The organism is Microcoleus sp. w1-18aA5 (genome assembly GCF_036701705.1).
Taxonomy (GTDB): Bacteria; Cyanobacteriota; Cyanobacteriia; order Cyanobacteriales; family Microcoleaceae; genus Microcoleus.
Genome location: NZ_JAUPTE010000020.1, coordinates 40,708 through 65,210, shown reverse-complemented (window position 1 = coordinate 65,210; position 24,503 = coordinate 40,708). Strand labels below are relative to the sequence as shown.

The window sequence follows — 24,503 nt, the reverse complement described above, 5'->3', positions numbered from 1 at the left end:
GATAAATCTGGGTTCAGATACTTGATAAGTTTGTTTGTTAGAGAGTTAATTAATCGTTAAATTACGGATATGTATAGTTGATAATGCAGTTGTTATTGATGGGGAGGGCAAATTAAAGGCAAGGTAATAGTGAAAGTTGTGCCTTTTCCTTCTTGACTATCGATCGCCAGTTTTCCGCCGTGAAGTTCCACAGCCCTCTTCACAATTGCTAAACCGAGACCTGTTCCCGAAATAGTGCCGACATTTGGAGAGCGGTAAAAAGTTTCTAATATCCGCTCTCGATCGGCTTGGGGAATGCCGATGCCCTGGTCTTGAACTTGGAACACAGCTTCGTTGTTTTGACAGTTGAGATGCAAAGAAACTGGACTGCCTACGGGGGAATATTTGATGGCATTTGAGAGGACATTTCCCAAAATTTGCTGCAACAGTTTTTCATCCATTTGAGCCTCGCAGTTGCCACCTTCATATTGAAAGGCGATCGGGTGTTGGTTGCTGTCGTTGAGCTGCTGCTCTTCTACCAGTTGACGGCAAAATTTTTCGAGGTTTAAGGAAATCGGTTGAAACTGCAAAGTATTGGCTTCGATTTTGCCAATTACGAGGATATCTTCTAATAACTCTGTCATGCGTTTAATTGCTAATTGAATCCGCACAAAATGAGTAGATTTTTTATCTTGGGCCCACTGAGAACTGTAATCTTGCAGCAATCCAGCGGAAAATTGGATGGTTGTCAAAGGTGTGCGGAACTCGTGGGAAACCATTGTGACAAATTTAGCTCGCAGTTCTGAAAGTTCCTTTTCTCGTGCGAGGGCTTTGAGAATTTCCGCTTCTGCTCGTTTGCGATCGCTAATATCACGGGCTTCCGCTATCAGCAGCAAAATTTTTCCTGTCTCATTTTTAACAGGTTTCAGTGAGAAATCAACTGTCATGATTTGACCACTTTTGCCTAACAAGTCGATTTCGCTGCGGAAAAACTCGCCGCGACTTGCTTTGCCGATCGCGCATTGCAATTGTTCGGAAACCTGTGGCGACTGGGCCCAAATCGCCATTTCCCAAATCGGGCGGCCGACAATACCCTCCGATCGCAATCCGGCAAAATCGAGGGCTGTCTCGTTGACTTCCAGCACAATTCCTTCGGGAGTCAGCAGCTTGGTTAGCTGAAACGACGAGTCAAAAATCGCCCGAAAGCGGCGCTCGCTTTCCCGCAGCATTTGAAATGTTTGAGAACGTTCGATCGCATAGCGGATCGTCCGCACTAATAATTGAGTAGTAATTTGACCTTTAACAATATAGTCTTGAGCTCCCAAGCGAACTGATTCGAGGGCGATCGCCTCATCATCCAAGCCTGTCATTACCACCATTGGCACATCAGGAGCAACTTCTCGCAGGCGAGTTAGCGTTTCCAAACCGCGGCTGTCGGGCAAAGAAAGGTCGAGCAAAACGACATCAAAGGGTTGTTTACACAGTTGTGCGATCGCCTCATGCAGGAACTCAACAGACACCAGTTCCCACTCGACGCCCACAGATACTTCTAACAGTTCTGCAAGTAAATCAGCATCAGCAGGATTGTCTTCTACTAACAGAATCTTAATCCACATAGCTTAGACGTTTTTGACTGTAAAATTTTTACTCTACCAATCTTAGGTTAAACTTTTTTGCTTTCCCTTGCCATTTTCAACTTGAAAATTATTATTTGGGAACTGTCACCACCACCAGCCACCAATCCTCAATCCATCTCACCAGCTTAGCGACTTGACTAAAATCGATAGGCTTAGTGATGTAGCACCGGGCTGACAGGGCATAAGACTTGAGAATCTCTTCATCGGCTATGGATTTTGTCATAATTACCACCGGAATCATTTTTAACTTGAGTGCTGAATTAATTTATATCAATATTTACCAACCGTTTTTTTATACAAAATTAAGTCCAGCAGAATTAAATCGGGACGCAAACCCTAACAGAAAAGCCTTCTTTATTCCATAAATTTATTGCTATTACCATATTTCCTACTCTTATGCAAATTGTTAAAGATTGGCTGGTAGCCAGCTTTTATAAACCCCATTCAGCCTCGCTGAGCAAATCATCCACCAGCATAATTTCCTAGGTTAAAAAATTTTAGAGCATTCATAAGCAAAGCATCTGTTCGTTTAATTTAGAGGAAGTTTGACGACTGCCAGCCAGAATTCCTCGATTAACCTCACTACTTTAGTAAATTCTACGAAGTCTACCGGTTTTGTTATGTAACAGTTGGCGTGGAGCGAGTATGACTTAAAAATATCTTCGGGAGCTGCTGAAGTGCTGAGAATCACTACAGGAATTAATTTTAACTTTGGGTCAGTTTTAATTTCTTCTAGCACTTCAATACCGCTTTTTTTCGGCAGATGCAAATCGAGCAAAATCAAATCGGGACGAGGTACCCTGAGATAGGGTTCTTTTCGGCGCAAAAACTTGATTGCTTCGACTCCATCCTCCACAAAATGCAAGTTATTCAATATTTTACCTTGACTGAGGACTTCTCTTGCCAAATCCGCATCGCTGGGAGAATCCTCAATCAGCAAAATCTCTATAGGTCTAACAGTGCTTCGATCGCTCATAACCGGCGTATCCCTTTGAGTATAAAAACAGAATTGAATTTTGAGGCTTCAGGTACTAATTATAGGAATAGTGAAGTAAAAAGTCGCTCCTTTTCCCTCCTGAGATTCCACCCAGATCCGACCGCCGTGGCGTTCAACAATGCGCTTGCACATCGCCAAACCTATGCCAGTACCGGAATATTGGCGGCGGGAGTGCAGGCGCGCAAAAATGATAAAAATGCGATCGGCATACTGCGGATCAATGCCAATGCCGTTATCGCGGACACTGAACACCCATTCGTTCTCTTGCCTACGGGCAGCGATATGAATCAACGGAATATCTTGGCGACAAAATTTGATGCTGTTGGCGACCAAATTTTGGAATAATTGCACCAGTTGAAATTCATCCGCCATCACGGTTGGCATCACGTCGCAGGTGATTACAGCTTTTGTTTCGGCGATCGCAATTTGCAAATTGCACATAGTTTGCTTAACCACAGCGTTGCAGTCCGCCTGCTCAAACTCCTGACCCCTCGTTCCCAGACGTGAATACGCCAACAAATCGTTAATTAACTGCTGCATTCTCGTGGCGCCATCGACAATATAATGAATATACTTATCTGCGCGATCGTCCAAATTTCCTTGATAGCGCTGGGCAAGCAATTGAGTGTAACTGGTAACGGCTCGGAGCGGTTCTTGCAAATCGTGGGAAGCCACATAAGCAAATTGTTCTAATTCCTCGTTGGAACGCTTCAAATCTTCTGTAAGTTGCAGCATTTGCTGCTCTGCTTCTTTGCGGCTTGTAATATTGTAAACCAAGGCGCAACAAGACAGCAGATTACCCTGGGAGTCCATGACTGGACTGGTAGACATATCAGTCCAAATATCTTTGCCATCCTTGCTTTTGAATTTAAATTCGTGTTGTTCACGAATACCTTGCTTGCGTCGCTCGACATTATCAATAGCTTGTGGTTCTTCCGCTTTGTCCATGAAATCAAAAAGCGATCGCCCGAACATTTCTAATTCATTATAGCCGAGCATTCGCGCCATTGCGTGGTTCACATAAGTCGTGAGACCATTACTATCAATTACCCAAATGCCTTCTTCTGCTAATTCAACTATTTGTCTGTACTTGAATTCACTTTCCTGCAAAGCTGTTTCAGTTAGTTTGCGCTCGGTGATATCTTTCATAAAACAGTGGTTGCCGTTAAATATTCCTTGTTCGTCCCAAGCTTTTACCATTGTTACTTGCTTGTAAAAAAACGAGCCATTTTTGCGGACCCCTCTAGCTTCTACTTCTACTTTGCCAGAAATGACCATTTCCTGATAAGCTGAGAGCATCATCTCAACATCGCCCGGATGTACGGTGAGCTGCCATTCCATGCCAAGCATTTGTTCTGGTTCGTAACCACATTTATGAGCGTAAGCTCGGTTAACCTTCACGTAGCGTCCCTCAATATCCAGCCGCGAAATGCCTTCCACCGCATTTTGCATGGCATTAGTGAGGTCGCGCAGCTCTTTTTCAGCTTGTTTGCGATCGCTAATATCCTGACCGATACCCAAAAAACCGTTAATATTTCCGCTACTATCAAATAAGGCAGTCACCGACAACAGTACCGGAAACCGCGAACCATCTTTGCGAATGTAAGTCCATTCATTTTCGTCCGCGATTTTCCTGGACGGCAAAGCAAAAAATACTTGAATTCCCGGCTCTATTTGCACTCCCAATTCTTGAGAAAGAACTTCAGCTCTTTGAGCGACCTCCAGAGGATCGTGAATTATTGCTAGCGTGACTTTCCCGACTACTTCTTCTAGCGAATAACCTAAAAGTTGCTCTGCCGCCCGATTAAATGTTTTAATTGTACCATCGGGAGCTGTAGAAATAATTGTGTAGTTAGCGCTATTAAGAATTGCATTTTGCAGTTGCGTCAATTCCAACAAAGTGAGCGCAATTTTTTCCCGGTAGGCTATTTCTTTTTGCAATTGGTGGTTAGAAATTTCGATTTGAGCAGTGCGCTCAGCAACTCTGTGCTCCAGAGTTTCATTGAGCAGTCGATTTTCCTCTTCGACCTGCTTGCGTTCTGTAATATCAGTAATAGTACACACATAATTTTTAACCTCCCCATTTTCTCCGATTTGACCGACAGATTGACCGAATACCCAACTGATTTGAGTGTGATGAATGCCTTGAAAGCGGTACTCAGATTTAAATGGCAATTTCTCATGCGCGGCGCTATACCATTCAGAAAAAACCCGATCGCGGTCGTCTGGATGAATGCCTTGCAACCACCCTTTGCCCAAAGCTTCATCACAGGTAATTCCCGAAATTTGACACCAGCGCTCGTTGACATACAAGCAGTCTCCTCCAGCATCTGCATAAAATATTCCCACCGGCGAAGCTTCAGTTAAAGTTTGATAGCGAGCTTCCGTTTCTCGGCGTTCAATTATTTCTTTTTGCAGTATTGAATCGATCATCCCTAATTGAGTTGGACTCAGGAGAGTTAATGCTTGGGGAACGAAAGGGATTAATGCAAATGCGGTGTAACCAGAAATCGCGGCGGTAATAATTTTTAGAATGCCAGAAACCCAATAAACAGGATGCCAAAGCGTCCAAACTTCCATTATATGAGTAGTGCCGCAAGAGATAATAAAGGCTGCAAGCAGCCAAAAGATGTTGCGGAAGGGCAAGTCTTTTCGCTGACCGATAAAATAATAAATTAACGAGAGGGGTATTGAATAGTAGGCCAGGGCAATGATAGAGTCTGACACTATGTGGAGCGCGACTAGCTCTCGCTGCCAAAGGTAACAGTAGCCTTGAGGAATATAATTCCCGGTGAATAACAACTGATTTAAAAAATTCCAAATCATAAATCGAATGAGTAATCGGGAATGGGTAATCGAGAATTGGTAATTGGTAATTGGTAAGCGGGAATTGGTAATTGGTAATTTAATCCAATGACTTATAACCTATCTCAAATTTTTGAAATATACAGCCTTGGACCCACCGGGCGGTAAAAACCCCGTTTCTGGCTAGATGCCTCATTGCCAAACCGAATATTGTCGTAGGGAACTGGTTTTTCTTCCGTAAGCCTTAATATAGCAATTCTCAATGATTCGCGATGTGTAGCGAGCTCTAGGTTGGGTAGAACGAAGTGAAACCCAATATTCCGATTTTAGATTTTAGATTTTAGCTTTTCCTTCCTTCTTCCTTCTTCCTTTTCCTTCTTCCTTCTTCCTTCTTCCTTCTTCCTTCTTCCTTCTTCCTTCTTCCTTCTTCCTTCTTCCTTTTTCTTCTTCCTTCTTCTATAAAAAATGGGGCGAGCTCGAAGCCCGCCCCACCAAAAATTATGCTGCTGCTATTAACCCAACAGCGCCTGAGCCTTAGCTACCACATTATCAACGGTGTAGCCAAACTTTTCTAAAGCAACGGGGCCCGGTGCAGAAGCGCCGAATCTGTCAATACTGAGGCTATCGCCTTCAGAACCCAAATAACGTCCCCAGCCGAAGCTAGAACCTGCTTCAACTGCCAACCGCTTAGTAACAGCTTTCGGCAGTACAGATTCGCGGTAAGAGGCATCTTGTAAGTCGAACAATTCCCAGCAAGGCATCGAAACTACGCGCACTTTATTGCCTGCAGCGCGCAATTTTTCAGCGGCATCAACGCAGAGGTAGGTTTCGCCGCCGGTGCCGATTAAAATGATGTCGGGAGTGCCACCGTCGTCGGACAAAATGTAAGCGCCTTTGGCTGTTCCTTCGATCGAGCTTCCAGCCAAGTTAGGCAAGTTTTGGCGCGACAAAGCCATTAAAGTTGGGCGGGTGCGGCTTTCAACTGCCACTTTGTAAGCGCCGGATGTTTCATTACCATCCGCAGGGCGCATTACCAACAAATCGGGAATTACTCGCAGAGAAGCGATGGTTTCCACGGGTTGGTGAGTGGGGCCGTCTTCGCCCAAGGCTACGGAGTCGTGAGTCATTACATAAATAACTCCAGCTTCCGATAGTGCAGAGAGGCGAATTGCTCCCCGCATATAGTCAGCAAATACCAAGAAAGTAGCGCAGTAAGGAATTAAACCGCCGTGCAGTACCATACCGTTCGCGATCGCACCCATGGCGTGTTCCCGCACACCAAAGCGCAGGTTACGTCCTTCGTACTGACCTTTTTGGAAGTCTTTTTCACCCTTGAGCAAAGTCATGTTAGAAGATGCCAAGTCAGCGGAACCGCCGATCAGTTCAGGTAACACACCTGCCAAAGCATTCAAACATTTTCCAGAATGATTCCGAGTCGAATCGGCTTTATCTTCTGCCTTGTATGTCGGCAAAACTTTATCCCAACCTTCAGGAAGTTTGCCGGCAACGCTGCGCTCATATTCTGCTGCTTCTGCAGGATATGCTGCTTTATAAGCATCAAAAGCTTTCTGCCATTCTTGCTCAGATTGAGCACCGCGATCGACTGCTTTGCGGAAGTGTGACAAAGCATCATCAGGAATCTCAAACGGTGCGTGTTCCCACTTCAAGAAATCACGAGTTGCTTTCACTTCATCGGTACCCAAAGCAGCACCGTGAGAACTGTAAGAATTGCGCTTGTTAGGAGAACCGTAACCAATAACTGTGCGGACTTTAATCATGGACGGTTTGTCCGTGACTTTTTTGGCTTCTTCAATAGCTTTGTGAACTGCTTCTAGGTTAGTATCTTCGTCTAGAGCGGTATTGTCTACTGTAATGACGTGCCAATTGTAAGCTTCAAAACGCTTGCCCACATCTTCAGTAAAGGCCAAGCTTGTGTCGCCTTCAATAGAAATGTGATTGTCATCGTACAAGGCAATTAATTTGCCGAGTCCGAGGTGTCCGGCCAAAGAACAAGCTTCGCCAGAAATGCCTTCCATGTGGCAGCCGTCACCCATGATGACATAGGTGTAGTGGTCAACAATTTTATGGTCGGGCTTGTTAAACTTAGCAGCGAGGTGAGCTTCTGCCATTGCCAAACCGACGGCATTAGCAATTCCTTGTCCGAGGGGGCCGGTGGTAACTTCTACGCCTTCGGTGACGAAGTTTTCGGGGTGTCCGGGGGTTTTGGATTCCCACTGACGAAATTGCTTGATGTCGTCGAGGGTGACGCTATCGTAGCCGGTCAAGTACATGAGGGCGTACTGTAGCATACAGCCGTGGCCGGCGGAGAGGACGAAGCGATCGCGATTAAACCACTTGGGGTTTTTGGGGTTGAACCGCATGAACCGATCCCACAGCACAAAAGCCATAGGGGCAGCGCCCATCGGCAGTCCCGGGTGTCCTGATTTTGCTTTTTCTACCGCATCGATGGCCAAAAAGCGGATAGAGTTGATGCAGAGTTCTTCGAGTGATTGCGTTGCAACAGCCATAATTCTGGTTTTTATATGTTAAGAGAGAGAGTGTGTGGTCGATTCTGACAGAGGTGCGATGAGCCGAGTTCGATCGACGATCGTCTTTGCTGTTCAGTTTCGATGGAACTGCCGTGAGGCTGCACTACATATCATCTCACCTGTTGCGATCGACAGACAACTTAATTTTTTAATGTTTCGGTCGCTTTGTGCAGTTGATTGTAAATTTTTATCGGAGATATTTCTGGGGCGAGTGTGGCTATGTGCGATCGGGCTACGAGAGGATGTAACTTATTTATTTGGCAAATTGCCTCTCAAAGCCGCCCAGTTATGATAGAGTTTGGTGTTTCTGACATCTTGCAGCTTTGTCACGAACAGGCAAGATGCCTGTTCCACAAAGAGTGAATTTTCTTGTAGGGCGTTGCTTTGAGCAACGCCCGATCGCACGATCGCCAGAATAGTGCAAGATGTCAGATATTTGTAATTTTAATCAGGCAATAACTAATGACTCTCAGTGAAGCCGAAGTCCGCAGTCAAAAAGTAGACGAACTGCGATCGCAAGGCATAGAACCGTATCCCAGTGAATCCTACGCGCGATCGCACACAGCCCAACAAGTTCGCGAAATATTTAGTCAGCCGGGAAAAGAACTCCAAAACGGAGAAAGTGACCCCGAAGAAATTTCCCTGCGATTAGCCGGCCGCATCACTTCCAAGCGAGACAGCGGCAAAATTGGTTTCATCGATTTAAAAGACGCCACAGACAAAATTCAACTCAAAATCGAGAAAGCAATTGTCACCGGCGAAGTCGGTTTGAGCTTTGAACAAATTAAAAAATTGCTCGATGTCGGCGATTTTGTCGGCGTCGAAGGTATCGGCTGCCGCACCCCCAGGGGAGAACTTTCTATTTTAGTGAGGGAATTAAAGCTTTTATCAAAAGCTACTATTCAATTTCCCGATTCTTATTATGGAATTAACGACCCCGAAGTTTGCCGCCGTCACCGCGAAATGGATTTGGCAAGCAACCAAGATGCGCTCAACCGTTTTATGCTTCGCAGCCGCATCGTTCAAAGCATCCGTTCCTATCTCTGGAAAGCGGATTTTTACGAAATAGAAACGCCAACACTGCAAGCTATTTATGGCGGTGCTGCTGCTAAGCCTTTCATCACTCATCATAATGCTTTGGAGGTGGATTTGTTTTTGCGAGTTGCTCCCGAATTGTTCTTAAAAAGAGCAATTTGCGGCGGTTTCGAGCGAGTATTTGAACTAGGGAAAGCATTTAGAAATGAGGGCATTGACAGCACCCACAATCCTGAGTTTACCTCTTTAGAAGTTTACCAAGCTTATGCTGATGTTTTTGACATTTTAGGAGTAGTCGAAGACGTGATGTGTTTCGCAGCGGCGGCGGTATTTGGGGATGTCAAAGAAATTGAAAATCAGGGGGAAACGATTAGTTTAGAACGCAAGTTCGACTACAGCGAAAAATATCCCGGTTTCAGCGGGAAACACTGGCAAGTGAAAACGATGGTAGAAGCTGTCAGAGACGAGTTTGGGCTGGATTTTGACAGTTTGGACTTGGAAAGTGCGATCGACTCTGCAACCAAGTTAGAATTGCACCTGTCTAAGTTAGAACAACAGAGTTTAGGCTACGTGCTCTATGCAGTTTTTGACAAATTAGTTGTTCCCAAACTCATTCAACCTACATTCATCATCGACTACCCTGTTGAAGTCAGTCCCTTAGCAAAAGGACATCGCAGCAAGCCGGGATTTGTAGAACGTTTCGAGCTGTTTATCAACGGTACAGAATACTCGAACGGATTTTCAGAATTGAACGATCCGAAAGAGCAAAGAAAGCGGTTTGAGGAACAGTTGGCGCAGAAAAATGCCGGCGATGACGAAGCGCATCCAATGGATGAAGATTTTATCCAAGCGCTATCTTTGGGAATGCCTAATTGTGCGGGAATGGGTATCGGCGTAGACAGATTGGTGATGCTTTTAACTAATACTCAAAGCATCCGAGATGCCGTCATGTTTCCCACAATGCGGCCGATCAAAGATTGATTGGAGTAGGTTTTTTGCAGATGTCTAATAAGTACATGGGGATTTTTTAACCGCAGATATCAGCGGATTAACACAGATAAACGCAGATGGAATTTCATCTGCGTTTATCTGCGTTTACCTGCGGTTAAAACAACATTTTTAAGATCACCGCATAAACGAACCGACAACACCGTTCATATCTTCAGCCAAAGGATTTCCCAAAGCCTTAAACTTCCACTCGCCGCCTTCTCGATAAACTTCTCCCATCAACATATTTAATTTTCCTTCATAAGATGGGTCATTTGACAAGCGATAGCGAGCTATTTCTTTCCCGGCGGCATCTACAGCCCTCACGAAAGCATTTTGTACCAGGCCGAAATGCTGTTTTCTCTCTTTTCCATCGTAAATATTTACGCCCAAAATAATTTTGTTATATTCGGCTGGCAAAGAACTCAGTTTCACCACTATTTGTTCGTCGTCTCCGTCTCCAGCCCCCGTGAGATTGTCGCCTGAGTGAACAACTGTTTTGTCCTTTGACTCCAAATGAGAGTAATAAATTACATCCTCTTTGTAGTTCTTTATTTTGCCATTTTCTCCCAGCAGCATAGCGTAGGAATCTAAATCAAAATTGGCACCGCTGCTTCGACCGAAAAGACCTTTTTTAGCTTGGGCAACATCCCAGCCCAAACCCATTGTCAATCTGGATAAGTCGTATTCGCTTTTGCTGAGAACGATCGATTGCCCTTTTGTCAAGTTGATAGCCATAGTTTTGAGATTTTGTAAGGTTTATGGTGAAGTTGAATGATTGCCCTAAGCTAGCATTTTGTTTGGCTGCAAAAGCTGTTTCTAGGGTAAGAGATTTTTGATTCGTGCTGATTTTACCCAATGTGGATATTCGGCTGTCAACAAATCGTATAATTCCTCATCGGCAATATGTTCTGGGTCTTCTAAACTGAAGAAATCGGCGTTGTCTAGGTAGCGATCGCCCATTTCGTCAAGCTGTTCTAAAAAGCTAAAATCGCTCGCTACGGCTCTTGCTAACCACCCGCGAGCTCCCTTACTTTTGACATCTTTCTGCGACTTGCCGATCGCCATAAACTGCCAAAATATCGGCTCGTAAGACGACCATTGTAGCTGCTGCTTGGTTTCCGATTCGTCAGCAGTGGCTCCATCCGTGACAAACATCACGTATACAGGTCGATCGGCTTTAATAGCTGCGTAGCGCCTGCTACCGCGAGCGTCAGGAAAATAGAAATTTCTAATTTCTTTCATTACTTTACCGTAGTAAGTACCTCCTTCTAAAGGATACGGTTGCAGTATATTGTGGATGAAGTTTGAGAAATTGTCGATCGACATTTCACCGGGATTGTGGGGGTTGACTCCAAACAGAAATATGTCGATTGATCCGTTGTCATCCAACCGACACCCCAAAGCCAAAATCTTCTCTGCCAAACGCTGAATTTTTCCTGAACGGTATAGGGAAGACATAGAAGCAGAAATATCGAGGCAAAGCGCTACTTGAGCATTGTGATTTGTGAGATTTGCTTTCTTGAGCGAGATATCGGCTTTCTTCGCGAGATTAAAAATGTGCGGCGCTTTCTCCTCAAGCTTTTTGTCTAACGCTATAGCTTTCTGACTTTTGTGGCTATCTTCAATAACTGGTAATTTAGGCAATTCTACTGTACGTTGTGCTGGTTTTTCTTGCTGTTGAATCTCAGAATGATACTTATCAACAAAACTCTGCAACCCTGCTTTATATCCTTGCCCTACGGCCTGAAATCTCCAAGCTGCATCTTTTTTATACAACCGTCCAAACTCGACTGCTGTTTCTTCAGAAAAAGCTTCGGTTAAATCATACCGCGCTAGTTCGCTGCCTGTTTGGCGATCGTACAATCGGATAAAAGCATTTCTGATTTGGCTGAAATTTTGATGTTTAGCTTGTGCGTCGTGAATCGTGACCACAAAAACCATTTCTTCAACAGCAGCCGTTACTTTTTCCAAGTCTACATCAATTGTCTCGTCATCCCCTTGAGTTTGACCAGTTTGATTATCTCCCGAATGGGCGATCGCTCCGTCCGGCGACTGCGAGTTATTGTAAAATACAAAGTATCTTTCATCGGGAATCTTGCCGTCCGCACCTAATGCAAAAACAGAGGCATCGATATCGCAGCTTTGCGGGTTTGAGTTCGGTAAGTTTAGTTCAGTTGCTATTTCCCACCCCAGGGCGATCGCAACTTTTGTTAAACTTGGAGATGTTTTAGAAAGATTAAATCTTTCGCCCTTCTTTAATTGAATTCCCATCTGGTTTATCACCTCATGAGTCTGATTGCTTAAAATCGAGGGAAACATTCCTGCTTCCGAATTTCCCCTCGATTTATTTAGCTGGGAGCGATCGCCTTTTTATGCGGCATACTTATCTACAAAGCTTTGCAAGCCGGAATTGTAGCCTTCTCCTACAGCTTGAAACCTCCACTCGCCGTCTTTCTTGTAAAGTCTGCCAAACTCTACCGCTGTCTCCCGAGAAAAATCCTCGTCTAAATCGTACTTCATTACCTCTGTGTTAGTAGTAGTGTCGTAAATCCTGATAAAAGCATTCCGCACTTGACCGAAGTTTTGCCTTCTCGATTCTGCTTCGTGGATAGTTACCACAAACACAATTTCTTGCACCGCCGGATCGACTTTGCTTAAATCGACTGTAACGGTTTCATCATCGCCAAATCCTTCTCCAGTTCTGCTATCTCCCAGATGTATTACAGAAGTGTCCGGCGACTCCTTGTTGTTGTAGAAAACAAAGTATTTTTCGCCGGGAATTTTGCCCGTAGCCCCCAACATAAACACGGAAGCATCTAAGTCAAACGCTGTGCCGGTATCTGTAGCATTGGTATCCCATCCCAAACCAATCCCGGCATTTTTTAGCCCCGGTGCTTCTTTAGAGAGATTGATTCTCCCGCCTTTTTCCAAATTGATAGACATTCGCCCTCCTATTCACAACATCACTGGTGTTACTACTAGCAATTATATCAAGTGTTATAGTAAGTTGACAATTTGCTTTTGGTACTCCTCCTCTGTGATTAGTTCGTGGGTATTTTCCACTCTGTCTAAAAACACGATTCCATCTAAATGGTCGTGTTCGTGTTGAAAAATTCGGGCCACAAAGTCTGTCAATTCTTGTCGGTGGAGTTTGCCGTCTCTACTGGTGTATTCTATCTCGATCGCCCTACTTCTCGGCACCAACCCTCGAATCCCCGGAATGCTCAAACAGCCTTCCCAGTCTTTGACTGTCTCTGTTGATGCAGCCACAATCCGGGGATTAATCATCGCTGTGGGTTCCATGTGGGGTGCTTGGGGATACCGTAAATTGGGACGGGATGCGACGATGAACAGGCGATCGGACTGAGCGGCTTGAGGGGCGGCAATCCCAACTCCGTTTGCCTGCTGTACTGTACAGATTAAGCTGTCAATCAATTGTTGAATGCGATCGTCCTTAATATTCTCGACAACTTGAGACTGGCGGCGCAGTACGGGATTTCCTAATTGAGAAATTTGTAATATTTCTGCCATAGCTATTGGTTAGTCGTTATTGGTTAGTCGTTAACTACTGACAAATTATTATTTTCTTCTTCCTTCTGATGTTCTTCTTGACCTCCGTTACATCCGTTACATCCCGTACATTGCTCGTTGCCGAACTTCCTTCTTATCCAACTTTTTGAACCGGCAAACTCCCCGGTTTAACACTCAAATTAACTATTTGCCCGTTGCGGTTGATTTCCATTTGCAACAGCCCGCCAACCTTAGCATTTTGCACGAACTCCTGAACAGCTTCCGACTGAATAATCGGCTGATTGTTAATCTTTTGAATCACATCTCCAGCCCGCAAGCCTGATGCTGCTGCGGGAGAATTAGGAACAACGCTAACAATAGCCACACCCCGATCGACTGCAACTCGCAGACTGCTGGTAGCATTGCTGTTAATTTGCTCCTTAACATCGGGAGTCAGCGTCGCCATTTCAATACCCAAATAAGCGTGTTCGACTTTACCCGTCGAAATCAGTTCCTTCGCCACCTGTTGCGCCGCCTGAATGGGAATCGCAAACCCCAATCCTTGAGCACCTTGAATAATCGCCGTATTCATGCCAATAACTTGGCCCGAAGCATTCAGCAGCGGGCCGCCGGAATTCCCCGGATTAATTGCAGCGTCTGTTTGAATAAAACCGATCCGCTTGTCGGGTACGCCCACCTCTGAGCTCGATCGCCCCGTAGCGCTAATAATTCCCGCAGTTACGGAATTGTCCAAACCCAAAGGATTGCCGATCGCGATCGCCCATTCCCCAGGCAACAGCTTATCCGAATTGCCGATCGCCACCACAGGCACATTATTGGCTTCAATCTTCACCACAGCCACATCCGTCACCTTATCCGCCCCCAACACCCGCCCCTGAAAGCTGCGGCCGTCCTTGAGAGTTACATTTACGGTATCGGCTCCCTCTACAACGTGAGCGTTAGTGAGAATCAAGCCGTCGGCACCGATGACAAAACCCGAACCAGTGCCCCGTTCGATCCCGCCCCGGCCGCCCGAATTCGGTTCTATACCCAAAAAATCTTCCGGCGACAGCCCTCTATTTCCCGGTTTCACCCGGCGCGAAGCATCGATCCGAACCACTGCCGGGCCAACTTTTGCCACCGCAGCCACAATAAAATTCACATTAGTCCCGTCGCCGGACAAGGAAGCCGGCGGCAAGACTTTGCTAGCTTGATTCTTTGTATTAGGAGGCAGTTGCAATTTCGGTTCCAGCGCCCTTTGTCCCGAATCGCCAGAATTTCCACGAAATTGAGAAACCGTCAGACGATCGCCCAACATGGCGGCCCCGGCTCCCGTTACCAGCAGCAATATGTAAATTGCCGGTTGCTTCCAAAATTTGCCAGTAGAACTCTTCATGGCCATGTTTTAAGGCTTTCCTGCCAAATCTAAATATTTGCTGAGCCGCTCCCCGATACCTGGTTTGGGCTGCAGAGCGGCAAAAATTTTGGCGATCGGCAGACTCCCTTAAACTTTAGCATCTGAGGAGTGACATACTCCCACATCAATCACAAGCTGTCACCATTGATGTCGGCTTCTCAGCGACTCCAGCTATTGCTTCGGACGTTAACTGAGCTTTAAGAACGGAATGCCCTACCGCTCTGTTTTTTATATTGATAGCTGCATTTTGATCGCGATCTAGACTACACCCGCAATGAGGGCAATCGTGCCATCTTTTATGCACCTTTTTAGGTACTTTCTCGCCGCAATTAGAGCAATCTTGTGAAGTGTTATGGGCACTTACTGGGACTACCAACAAACCAGCATTTACGGCTTTATTTGTTAGTATCGACAGAAAGCTTGACCACCCAGCATCCAGCACGGATTTAGCTAATCTTGTACGAGCAAGTCCTTTAACATTCAAGTCTTCAACTGCAATAACATCATATTTATTCAATAAATTCTTAGCAGTTTTGAAATGAAAATCTTTACGTTTATCTGCAACTTTCTTGTGTTGACACCCCAGTTGTTTAATTGCTTTCTGTCTACGGTTACTTCCCTTTTTACGTCGTGCAACTCGCTTTTGAATAACCCGTAGGCGTTTTTGGGCTTTGCGATAAGGTTGAGGAATAGTAACCGTTTCCCCCTCTGATGTCGTCAAGAATTCCTTCAAACCAACATCAATGCCAGTAATTTTGTTTGGATCAAAATCTGGTTTGATTGTAGGAACTGTTAGATATTCCAAGCTGAGAGTTACGTAGTATCCATCAGCTTTTTTGGTGATCGAAACAGTTTTGATCTTAAAGCCATCAGGTATGGAGCGATGCAAAATAACCTTAACCTTCCCGAACATCGGTAAGTTAATAAGGTTGTCTTGCAAGCACTCGCCTTTGATCTGAGGATAAGTAAACGTGCGGTAACGACTGCGTGATTTAAATCGAGGTCTACCGCTACGTTTTCCATTGCTATCACCTTTCAGAAAACTATCAAAAGTTATCTTGACTCTTTTCACTACATCTTGGAGAACTTGAGAATAAATCTTGGCATACCAGGGATGAGATTTTTTGAGCTGAGGTAAATTTCTCTTCTGTGAGTAGTAATCGGGATTATCTCTCAGTTCAGGCAGGTAACAAATCAGAGGACAAGCATTAACAGGAGAACGGTTTTGCTCATACCAGTTAAATCGATCGGCCAACAAATAGTTATACTGAGCGCATAGCATCGACAACCATCTGTCGATCTCAATGGCTTGTAACTTTGTAGGGCGTAGTTTATACTGATATGCCGTTCTCATCTATCTGACTGTACACTAAGTGCTATATATAAGTTAACCTGTATACTGGGGGCTGTCAATGCCTTTTCAAAAAAATCACAAACTAGGGGCAAGGAAACGGTTGAACCGTCCTTTAGACAAGGAAACAATCGGATTCAAAGGCTATGAAGGACAAAAAGAAAAACTTAAGGCTGTTCCTGACTGGCAAGAACGTTTGAGAGAGTTTGTTGATAAATTAATTAGTGATTACGAGAATTAATTGGTCAACTCCGTACCTAGGTTGACCCGCCGGAGCGAACCCAACACCAATCTGATTACAGGTATCGCGCGTGGGATTCCGGCGGTTTCATAGCTAAACTCTCTAGACTGTAGAATTAAATATCTTGAATGCCGATCGGCAGAGGTGAGCAGTGGACATTCCCCTCGAAAGTCTGTGGAATCAGATACTTGAACGTCTCCAGGTACAACTTAGCAGACCTAGCTTTGAGACGTGGATCAAAACTGCTAGGGCCGAACAACTCGAAAATAACTGTTTGATTGTCAGCGCCCCCAACCCCTTTGCTCGCAATTGGTTGCAAAAATATTACAGAGAAATCCTTGCCGATGCAGTCGCAGAAATTCTCGGCTATCCCGTAGACATTTACTTGACAATTGCCGGGGGAAACGAAACAGGCGGCAGCAGCGACTCGGCCATAATTTGGCCATCCCCCATCGCCGATATCCCGGAAACCCACTCGCTTCACCCCCCCAAACCCGCCAATTTAAACCCGAAATACCTATTTTCCCGCTTTGTCGTCGGTTCCAACAACCGCATGGCTCACGCGGCTTCCCTCGCGGTAGCCGAGTCTCCGGGCCGAGAATTCAATCCCCTATTTTTGTGCGGTGGCGTCGGTTTGGGCAAAACTCATTTGATGCAGGCGATCGGTCATTATCGCTTGGAAATTGACCCCAACGCCAAGATTTTTTACGTTTCTACTGAGAAATTTACTAACGATTTAATCGCCGCCATTCGCAAAGACAGTATGCAAACTTTCCGCGACCATTATCGGGCAGCCGATGTTTTATTAATAGATGATATCCAATTTATTGAAGGAAAAGAATACACTCAAGAAGAATTTTTTCACACTTTTAATACTTTGCACGAATCGGGAAACCAAGTAGTTTTAGCTTCCGACCGTCCGCCACAGCAAATCCCCCGCCTGCAAGAGCGTTTATGTTCCCGATTTTCTATGGGATTAATTGCCGACATTCAATTGCCAGACTTGGAAACTCGGATGGCAATTTTGCAGAAAAAATCTGAGTATGAAAATATGCGGCTGCCGCGAGATGTGATTGAATACATTGCTTCTAGTTACAATTCCAACGTTCGGGAATTGGAAGGAGCTTTGATTCGGGCGGTAGCATATCTTTCAATTACCGGTTTGCCGATGACCGTGGAGAATATCACCCCGGTTTTGAACCCGCAAACTGAAAGCGTAGAGGCGACTCCCGATGCAGTAATTGCAGTTGTGGCCGAGGCGTTTGATGTTTCTGTTGAAGATTTGAAAGGCATTTCCCGCAGGCGAGAAATTAGTCTCGCCCGTCAAATAGGGATGTATTTAATTCGGCAGCATACTGGTTTGAGTTTGCCGAAAGTTGGCGAAGTGTTTGGCGGCAAAGATCACACGACTGTGCTTTACAGTTGCGAAAAAATTGCTCAGTTGCGGAATACTGACCCGAATTTGGCTCAAACTTTGCGTCAGTTGAGCGATCGAATTAACGCTGTCAGCCGCAAAAGTTAATTTGAAGTCAGTTGTCTGTTGACTGTTGTCGGTTGACAGTTGTCAGTTGTCACATCAATGACTCAGTTGTCAGTTGTCAGTTGTCAGTTGTTATCACTCAACGCCGTCAACACTCAACGCCGTCAACAGTCAACAGTCAACAGTCAACAATTCCCATTCCCAAATCCCAATGCCCCATAATAGACAATCTTGCCTGTGGAAAAACCTGTGGAAAAGTTGCCCTCCGTTTGTGGAAAACTTTACTTGATCGCCCAAAACAGTTTTTGCACAAAAATGGGCGGGCGATCGACCGCAACAGCTTTTCCACAAGTTTTCCACAAGTATTTATTACCTACAAGTCTTTCCCAGCAAGCAGTTAGCTTTTTTTTCCACAGTTTCCACAGGGCGATTGACACAAAAATAATTCAATAAATTAAAAAATACTAGCGATCCCTACACACCCTATACACATAGTTCGCGACGCGCGCTGACTTCAGAAACCCGGTTTCTACGAAGATTTCTCGTTTTTACAGGCAAAATTTTGCCTAGAAACCCGGTTTCTAGCTCCATGCTTAAGCCCTACACACAGAAAAACCGACCCGCCGGCTTTCTGTGATACCATTTGTTTCTGTTTCAAATCCGGTTAATTAACCTTCCTACAATGAAATTGGTTTGCACCCAAAGTGACCTCAACGCCAACCTCTCGTTGGTAAGTCGGGCCGTTCCCTCCCGCCCGACACATCCGGTACTAGCCAACGTGCTCTTAGTAGCGGATGAGGAAAATCAGCGGGTTAGCTTGACAGCTTTCGATCTCAGTTTGGGCATTCGCACCAGCTTCGCAGCAGAAGTAACAGGCGGCGGCAGTTTTACCATACCCGCTAAATTACTCAACGATATTGTTTCGAGACTCCCAGATGGAGAGATTACTTTAGAAGACGAAGCAGGGGACACCGTAGCATATCTCACTTGCAGTTCTGGCAGCTACCAAGTTAGAGGCATGGGCCCGGAAGAATTCCCAGAATTGCCTGCAATAGAAGGCGGAACAATCCTCAAATTGCCACCGGAAGCCTTGATAGAAGGACTCAAAGGAACTTTATTTGCTACTAGCCCCGACGAGGCAAAACAGGTACTTGCAGGCGTGCATTTAAAGGTATTGCAAGATTGCCTGGAATTTGCAGCTACAGACGGTCACAGATTGGCAGTAGTTCAAACTGCCAATGAAAAACCTGAAGGCGAAGAAACCCAAGAAGAATTTGAGGTGACAGTCCCCGCTAAAGCATTGCGCGAAGTAGAAAGAATGCTGGTGATGCGGCAGTGGACTGAACCTGTCACCCTGCATTTTGAACACGGTCAAGTAGTGTTTGAATGGGCAGATCAGCGGCTGACCACCCGCACCTTGGAAGGGCAATATCCCGCATACCGGCAGTTGATTCCGCCGTCTTTTGAGCGGCAAATTACCTTAGAAAGGCGATCGTTCTTAGCAGCAGTAGAAAGAATAGCCGTTTTTGCCGACCAAAAAAACAATATTCTCAAATGCAGCATCGACGAGGAGAATCAGGAAATTACTTTGTCTGTAGATGCTAAAGATGTCGGCTGTGGCAAAGAGTCAATGCCCGCACAGATTTCGGGAGATAGCATAGATATTGCTTTCAACGTGAAATACTTAATTGACATTTTGAAAACTGCTCAATCCCCCGAAATTCAACTGCAATTAAACGGTGCCTTAGCCCCCGTAATTTTTCAGCCATTAGGCGGAGTCAATGCTACATTCTTGGTGATGCCTGTGCAGCTAAGAGCTTAAAAAGAGTCAGTAGTCAGCAGTCATTAGTCAATAATCACGGATGCTGCAACCGGAATTGATCTAATTCATCTGCGTTAATCTGTGTTAATCTGCCCTCATCTGCGGTAAAAAAAAGAGAACTTTTGAACCGCAGATGACAAGGGATGGACGCTGATTCACGCAGATAAAGAGAAGAGAGATTTGATATGAGTTAGTGCTTCAAATCCATGGTAACAAAATTTCAAATTCAGTACCTGTACCGGGCGTAGAATGCAAATTTAACTTGCCTTTATGCTTTTCCGTAACAATTTGATGGGTGATTGCCAACCCCAAACCAGTACCTTTCCCGGCGGGTTTAGTGGTGAAAAATGTCTCAAAAATCCGCCGCTGAATTTCTGGCGGAATTCCCGGCCCGTTATCGGCAATTCGGATGGCTATCCAAGCGTTATTTTGATTTTTTTCCGCTGTTTCTGGGCAGAAATCGCCGTTTTGGCTGGCGGATGATAGCTGTTTGACATTTTGCCGATCGCCCATAACATAATTTTGAATTAATTCCGAATTCACGCAGTCTCCGTCAGAACTGTCTATTACCTCGGTTTCAATAGTAATCACAGGCATAAAATCTTTTTCTGCTTTTACCTCTTCCAAAGCGTCGATCGCATTGCTGATGATATTCATAAATACCTGGCTCAACTGGCCAGAGTAACACTTGACCAAAGGCAAATCACCATAGTTTTTAACTACCTTAAATCCGTACTTCAGACGGTTTTTCATAATTAGCAGGGTACTGTCAATACATTCGTGGATGTTAGCTTGCTTCAAGTGGGTTTCGTCCATGTGAGAAAAGGTGTGCAGGCTGGTGACGAGTTCGGTCAGCCTCTGCGATGAAACTTTCATACTTTTGAGAATTTCCACCCAATCTTCTTGTAAAAAATCAAATTCTATGTGTTTTTTGAGTTCGCTAATTTTTTCGCTTTCACCCACAATGTCTTCGTAAGCAGACAGCAAATCCATGATGTCTTTCGAGTAGTTGGACAAAAAGCCGAGATTTCCGCTGATGCAGGTGACGGGATTTCTAATTTCGTGGGCGACTCCAGCTACCATCTGTCCCAAACTCGCTAGTTTTTCGGTTTGAATTAATTGAGATTCAGTTTGCTGCCTCAGCAATTTTGTCGCTAGTTCGTGAATATTGGATTGCGCTACTAAGAGTTCGTGCACGTCTAGCAAACTATAAGTTTGAGGTGACAATTGAACCACAATCGGTTCGTAAAGCAATTCTTTCGATCGCAACAGCGACTTCCTGGCTGCATCCACGATTAAAGTATTGCTGGGAAAAATTAAACTCTCAGTTTCGGCAAAGCGGTACAAAGCCCTCACAGGTCGCTTTAAAAATAATTCTCGCCCAAAAGGACGGCTGATAAATTCTAAAAATCTCCGCCGGGAAATCATACCTGCAAATTCACCTTGATGGGTGACAATGACTCCCGGTAACAGCGGATTAGCTTCTAGCATCTGAGAAATTCGCATTCCCCAATCCGTAGCTTCTACCTGAAAATCGTAAAGCGACAATTGGTGGAGAGTAGAGTCTAAACAAAGTTCTCCTAGGTCAGCCTGAGAGATGGGTTGGACGGGTCTTTCTACGCAGGAGGTATTCAACATAAATTTATCAGCACGCTTTTTTGGGTTCTATTTGCCAGTAGACATTCAGCTACCAAAGGTCAACAGGTGAGTTGCTGAGTGCTTTGACCGGCATCGCCCTGGCAAACTGCATTTTAAATTACACAAAAAACTGACTGTAGCAAGGAAAATTTTACCACTTAAAGTATTAGGCAAGATTGAGGATCACCGAGATAAATGCGCCCTGGTAATTATACCTGACTTTATTTTATACTGGCTTGAGCAGTATTAACGCTTGTTTGGACTATTTAACTATTCATTAATCTTAATTAATCGTCTTAACCTTTTGTTAATAAATTATTAGGCTAAGAAATATAATTGATTGATAATAGAAGAAAATGGGAATTGCCCGATCGCCCCGGCGATACAACGGCCTGAAACAAGTTAAAAGCACAAAGCTAGGGCGATCGCGTCCCTGAGTTTTAGCTTGCAATCGCGATGGCGGGACGCCTTGCAAGCTAGGGCATCTGAGGCTATGTCCTCCCATCTCCCCGATCCGGTACTCGAAACCCCCCGTAACGACCAGCTAGCGGCACACCTGCCAGTGCGTCCCTTATAGGTTTGTAGTGAAAACTAAAGTCATCGCTACAAACATATTTTTTAGCGATCGTTATATAAAACAGTTAGCCTTGCCCGGAATCTGCAAAATCTGCCTTGGCATTTGTTCTAAAATCAATTATTGTTAACCGAAATATCCATCAAATCCACGACGGTTGGCTTAGTTAATTATTGATTGGCTGTACGAGGCGGATATGAATAAAAATCCAGTCAAATTTAAACGGCTTTAAGCAGTCGGAATCATTCCATATCTTAGCATTGATCAAATTAGCAGGTCTACAAATTATAGCAAAAAAAAGACCAAAAACAATTAACTCGATCTTAACTTAGTGCTATGCTTTGGTATGATATACAAGGAGTTCTACCAAAGACGTATAGCTAAATAGCAATCTACCAGTAGGTGATCGATGCAACCCGCCCTGACAAATCAGTTAAATAATGCTTTCACCCTGTTTCTCAGCTTGTTAGTAGAAGCAATACCTTTTCTGCTGCTGGGAGTTTTATTTTCAGGTTTGCTGCTGGGATTTGTAGACGAACGCAAACTCGTATCGCGCATCCCACAAAACCCGCTGCTGGCGGCTTTGATGGGCAGTTTAATCGGCTTTTTGTTTCCCGTGTGCGAGTGCGGTAACGTGCCCGTAGCCCGCAGGTTACTGATGCAGGGAGTACCCGCACCAGCGGCGATCGGCTTTTTGCTGGCGGCCCCCACCATCAACCCCGTGGTAATTTGGGCTACTTGGACGGCATTTCGCGATCAGCCAGAAATTGTAGTTTTCCGGGTGGTATTTTCTCTGTCTATAGCCACAATTATCGGCTGGGTGTTCAGCGGCCAAAAAGACTTGCGGCCTCTGCTGCAACCCTCTGTAGCCCGCGCAATCCCCTTGCCAAAACCAGAGTTTTCCGAAAAAGAAGTTGTCCAAGCTAACACTCCGCTGCTGTTGCAGTCGGGAACTTTTATGCTCGGTCAGCCGGGGGGGGTGGTGCCGATCGAATCTTTGCTACAAGACGACTGGAAGCCATTAAAAACAGGCAAAACAGAAAAAACCTCGAAACGTTCCTCAATGTTTCACCGGGTTTCTAAACAGCGTCTGCGCCTGCTTTTAGAGACTATGGTACAGGAGTTGCGCGAATTGGGAGGAGTGTTGGTAATCGGAAGTGCGATCGCAGCCATCATTCAAGTTGGCGCCCCCCGCGAACTAATTCTCAACCTCGGCCAAGGCCCCGTTTCCTCGATTATAGCCATGCTGCTATTAGCGGCAGTCGTATCGATTTGTTCTACAGTGGATGCCTTTTTTGCCCTGTCTTTTGCTTCCACATTTACCAGCGGTTCGCTGTTAGCCTTTCTCGTTTTCGGCCCGATGATTGACCTCAAAGGTATCGGTTTAATGCTGTCAATTTTTAAAGGTAGAGCCGTAGTTTACTTAATTGTCTTGGCAGCTCAGTTAACCTTTTTAATGACCCTCGCTGTCAACTTGCATTTAGGTTAATAAGTTAGCTCAAACAGACAACTAATACCATTTTCGCTTGGCGATTTTCAATTACCTTGCTCGCAGACACGGAAGTCACGAATATACGGATAGGTGTTTTTCATTTGCCATCTTCCCTATTCCTTCTTCCTTCCCCATCACTTTTAAAAAATGAATCTTAAAAAAATTAGCCCCTGGCTGGACGCCCTAGCTATCTTAGGCTGGGGAATATTGCTACTCAAATATTGGATCACCGGCCAATTAAGCATTCTCATTCACCCCAATTACTTTGGCTTGACTCTAGCAGGAGGAATCGGCTTATTGGTTATTGGCGGTTTAAAAACTTGGGAACTCTTAAAACTCGCTCGCACTACCCAGCAATCGCGGACATCAACAGCAAATAACTCTCTCAGAATCACAGAAGTTGAACACGTTACTTTGTTTCCCCCCAGTATCGGCAGCACCTTAATGTTGGGCATCGCATTAATAGGTTTACTAACAACGCCACGCACCTTTACCAGCCAGACAGCATTAGAACGAGGCCTCACCGAATCCCTGCCCATCACCAGACTGCAACCCCAAGAATTTCGCAATACTACAAAACCCGAACAGCGATCGCTCGTCGAATGGGTGCGGCTGTTAAATTTCAACCCCGAACCGGATACATACAGAGGTCAAAAAGTCAAAGTTCAAGGATTTGTAATTCACCCCCCTAACCTAACAGAACAATATATGTGGATTGGGCGTTTTATCATTACCTGCTGCGCGGCAGACGCCTATCCGATCGGCTTGCCAGTAAAATTACTGATTGGTCAAAGCCGCACCACCTTTGCCCCAGACACTTGGCTAGAAATAGAAGGAGAAACGATCGTAGAAGAACTCCAAGGCAAGCGCAAATTAATCATTCAAGCATCCTCCCTCAAACCAATTACCGCACCCAAAAACCCTTATGATTATTAGATGTTGAGTAAGTATCAGATGAAATTTTACCTTGATTGCGAAATGGAAAG

Annotated in this window: 20 protein-coding genes; 8 read left to right on the top strand and 12 right to left on the bottom strand. The window is 45.0% G+C overall.

Translation table 11 applies throughout. The annotated features are described in order from the left end of the window. Positions 1–92: 92 nt before the first annotated feature. The 5 genes from Q5691_RS10235 to tkt all read right to left on the bottom strand — a co-directional run bounded on the left by Q5691_RS10235 (position 93) and on the right by tkt (position 7,946). The gene (locus Q5691_RS10235; RefSeq protein ID WP_333208965.1) at positions 93–1,595 is read right to left on the bottom strand and encodes an ATP-binding protein; all 1,503 of its coding nucleotides are present in this window, start codon (positions 1,593–1,595) and stop codon (positions 93–95) included. A gap of 91 nt (positions 1,596–1,686) precedes the next feature. After that, on the bottom strand, positions 1,687–1,839 hold the full coding sequence (locus Q5691_RS10230) for a hypothetical protein (RefSeq protein ID WP_333056783.1): 153 nt from the start codon (positions 1,837–1,839) through the stop codon (positions 1,687–1,689). 306 nt (positions 1,840–2,145) lie between these two features. Further along, positions 2,146–2,592, bottom strand: coding sequence for a response regulator (locus Q5691_RS10225; RefSeq protein WP_333208963.1), 447 nt, complete (start codon positions 2,590–2,592; stop codon positions 2,146–2,148). A gap of 48 nt (positions 2,593–2,640) precedes the next feature. After that, a complete protein-coding gene (locus Q5691_RS10220) occupies positions 2,641–5,439 on the bottom strand; it encodes a PAS domain S-box protein (protein WP_333208961.1) in 2,799 nt (932 codons plus the stop codon). A 491-nt stretch (positions 5,440–5,930) separates the two neighbouring features. Continuing rightward, entirely contained in the window at positions 5,931–7,946 is a 2,016-nt protein-coding gene (gene tkt / locus Q5691_RS10215) for a transketolase (protein WP_333208959.1), read from the bottom strand. Between the two features lie 34 nt (positions 7,947–7,980). On the opposite strand from tkt, the gene Q5691_RS10210 reads away from it, so the two are divergent. After that, entirely contained in the window at positions 7,981–8,259 is a 279-nt protein-coding gene (locus Q5691_RS10210; RefSeq protein WP_333344714.1) for a hypothetical protein, read from the top strand. Between the two features lie 170 nt (positions 8,260–8,429). After that, positions 8,430–9,983 (top strand): lysine--tRNA ligase, encoded by a 1,554-nt coding sequence (gene lysS, locus Q5691_RS10205; RefSeq protein WP_333344712.1) that lies wholly within the window; start codon positions 8,430–8,432, stop codon positions 9,981–9,983. A 144-nt stretch (positions 9,984–10,127) separates the two neighbouring features. Here lysS and Q5691_RS10200 read toward each other — a convergent pair whose 3' ends face one another. The 6 genes from Q5691_RS10200 to Q5691_RS10175 form a co-directional block, all read right to left on the bottom strand. After that, positions 10,128–10,727 carry a TerD family protein gene (locus tag Q5691_RS10200; protein WP_333208955.1) on the bottom strand — a complete coding sequence of 200 codons (600 nt, stop codon included), beginning with the start codon at positions 10,725–10,727 and terminating at the stop codon, positions 10,128–10,130. A gap of 81 nt (positions 10,728–10,808) precedes the next feature. After that, positions 10,809–12,263 carry a TerD family protein gene (locus Q5691_RS10195; protein WP_333208953.1) on the bottom strand — a complete coding sequence of 485 codons (1,455 nt, stop codon included), beginning with the start codon at positions 12,261–12,263 and terminating at the stop codon, positions 10,809–10,811. A 99-nt stretch (positions 12,264–12,362) separates the two neighbouring features. Beyond that, a complete protein-coding gene (locus Q5691_RS10190; RefSeq protein WP_333208952.1) occupies positions 12,363–12,935 on the bottom strand; it encodes a TerD family protein in 573 nt (190 codons plus the stop codon). A 54-nt stretch (positions 12,936–12,989) separates the two neighbouring features. After that, positions 12,990–13,523, bottom strand: coding sequence for a peptide deformylase (def, locus tag Q5691_RS10185; RefSeq protein WP_333344710.1), 534 nt, complete (start codon positions 13,521–13,523; stop codon positions 12,990–12,992). Between the two features lie 133 nt (positions 13,524–13,656). After that, complete coding sequence (locus tag Q5691_RS10180; RefSeq protein ID WP_333308321.1) at positions 13,657–14,898, bottom strand: HhoA/HhoB/HtrA family serine endopeptidase; 1,242 nt, start codon at positions 14,896–14,898, stop codon at positions 13,657–13,659. 145 nt (positions 14,899–15,043) lie between these two features. Further along, positions 15,044–16,273 (bottom strand): transposase, encoded by a 1,230-nt coding sequence (locus tag Q5691_RS10175; RefSeq protein ID WP_333308319.1) that lies wholly within the window; start codon positions 16,271–16,273, stop codon positions 15,044–15,046. 58 nt (positions 16,274–16,331) lie between these two features. Here Q5691_RS10175 and Q5691_RS10170 point away from each other — a divergent pair, with 58 nt between their 5' ends. The 4 genes from Q5691_RS10170 (at position 16,332) to dnaN (ending at position 19,813) form a co-directional block, all read left to right on the top strand. Continuing rightward, a complete protein-coding gene (locus Q5691_RS10170) occupies positions 16,332–16,511 on the top strand; it encodes a hypothetical protein (RefSeq protein WP_333308317.1) in 180 nt (59 codons plus the stop codon). A 151-nt stretch (positions 16,512–16,662) separates the two neighbouring features. Continuing rightward, on the top strand, positions 16,663–18,033 hold the full coding sequence (gene dnaA / locus Q5691_RS10165) for a chromosomal replication initiator protein DnaA (RefSeq protein WP_333344708.1): 1,371 nt from the start codon (positions 16,663–16,665) through the stop codon (positions 18,031–18,033). Between the two features lie 11 nt (positions 18,034–18,044). Further along, positions 18,045–18,392 (top strand): hypothetical protein, encoded by a 348-nt coding sequence (locus Q5691_RS10160; protein WP_333344706.1) that lies wholly within the window; start codon positions 18,045–18,047, stop codon positions 18,390–18,392. 281 nt (positions 18,393–18,673) lie between these two features. After that, a complete protein-coding gene (gene dnaN, locus Q5691_RS10155; RefSeq protein ID WP_333081191.1) occupies positions 18,674–19,813 on the top strand; it encodes a DNA polymerase III subunit beta in 1,140 nt (379 codons plus the stop codon). Between the two features lie 198 nt (positions 19,814–20,011). Here the strand turns inward: dnaN and Q5691_RS10150 are convergent, their stop codons facing one another. Beyond that, a complete protein-coding gene (locus Q5691_RS10150) occupies positions 20,012–21,451 on the bottom strand; it encodes an ATP-binding protein (protein ID WP_333213479.1) in 1,440 nt (479 codons plus the stop codon). Positions 21,452–22,434: 983 nt separating this feature from the next. Between Q5691_RS10150 and Q5691_RS10145 the strand changes: the two genes are divergently transcribed. After that, positions 22,435–23,514: a permease gene (locus tag Q5691_RS10145; RefSeq protein ID WP_333213480.1), complete on the top strand. Its 1,080-nt coding sequence runs from the start codon at positions 22,435–22,437 to the stop codon at positions 23,512–23,514. 150 nt (positions 23,515–23,664) lie between these two features. Next, positions 23,665–24,453 (top strand): TIGR03943 family putative permease subunit, encoded by a 789-nt coding sequence (locus Q5691_RS10140; protein WP_333344704.1) that lies wholly within the window; start codon positions 23,665–23,667, stop codon positions 24,451–24,453. Positions 24,454–24,503: the final 50 nt, after the last annotated feature.

Bases quoted from the DNA above. Each gene is read 5' to 3' on its own strand.
- Q5691_RS10235 (WP_333208965.1), bottom strand. From the start codon at position 1,595: ATGTGGATTAAGATTCTGTTAGTAGAAGACAATCCTGCTGATGCTGAT.
- Q5691_RS10230 (WP_333056783.1), bottom strand. From the start codon at position 1,839: ATGACAAAATCCATAGCCGATGAAGAGATTCTCAAGTCTTATGCCCTG.
- Q5691_RS10225 (WP_333208963.1), bottom strand. From the start codon at position 2,592: ATGAGCGATCGAAGCACTGTTAGACCTATAGAGATTTTGCTGATTGAG.
- Q5691_RS10220 (WP_333208961.1), bottom strand. From the start codon at position 5,439: ATGATTTGGAATTTTTTAAATCAGTTGTTATTCACCGGGAATTATATT.
- tkt (WP_333208959.1), bottom strand. From the start codon at position 7,946: ATGGCTGTTGCAACGCAATCACTCGAAGAACTCTGCATCAACTCTATC.
- lysS (WP_333344712.1), top strand. From the start codon at position 8,430: ATGACTCTCAGTGAAGCCGAAGTCCGCAGTCAAAAAGTAGACGAACTG.
- Q5691_RS10200 (WP_333208955.1), bottom strand. From the start codon at position 10,727: ATGGCTATCAACTTGACAAAAGGGCAATCGATCGTTCTCAGCAAAAGC.
- Q5691_RS10195 (WP_333208953.1), bottom strand. From the start codon at position 12,263: ATGGGAATTCAATTAAAGAAGGGCGAAAGATTTAATCTTTCTAAAACA.
- Q5691_RS10190 (WP_333208952.1), bottom strand. From the start codon at position 12,935: ATGTCTATCAATTTGGAAAAAGGCGGGAGAATCAATCTCTCTAAAGAA.
- def (WP_333344710.1), bottom strand. From the start codon at position 13,523: ATGGCAGAAATATTACAAATTTCTCAATTAGGAAATCCCGTACTGCGC.
- Q5691_RS10180 (WP_333308321.1), bottom strand. From the start codon at position 14,898: ATGAAGAGTTCTACTGGCAAATTTTGGAAGCAACCGGCAATTTACATA.
- Q5691_RS10175 (WP_333308319.1), bottom strand. From the start codon at position 16,273: ATGAGAACGGCATATCAGTATAAACTACGCCCTACAAAGTTACAAGCC.
- Q5691_RS10170 (WP_333308317.1), top strand. From the start codon at position 16,332: ATGCCTTTTCAAAAAAATCACAAACTAGGGGCAAGGAAACGGTTGAAC.
- dnaN (WP_333081191.1), top strand. From the start codon at position 18,674: ATGAAATTGGTTTGCACCCAAAGTGACCTCAACGCCAACCTCTCGTTG.
- Q5691_RS10150 (WP_333213479.1), bottom strand. From the start codon at position 21,451: ATGTTGAATACCTCCTGCGTAGAAAGACCCGTCCAACCCATCTCTCAG.
- Q5691_RS10145 (WP_333213480.1), top strand. From the start codon at position 22,435: ATGCAACCCGCCCTGACAAATCAGTTAAATAATGCTTTCACCCTGTTT.
- Q5691_RS10140 (WP_333344704.1), top strand. From the start codon at position 23,665: ATGAATCTTAAAAAAATTAGCCCCTGGCTGGACGCCCTAGCTATCTTA.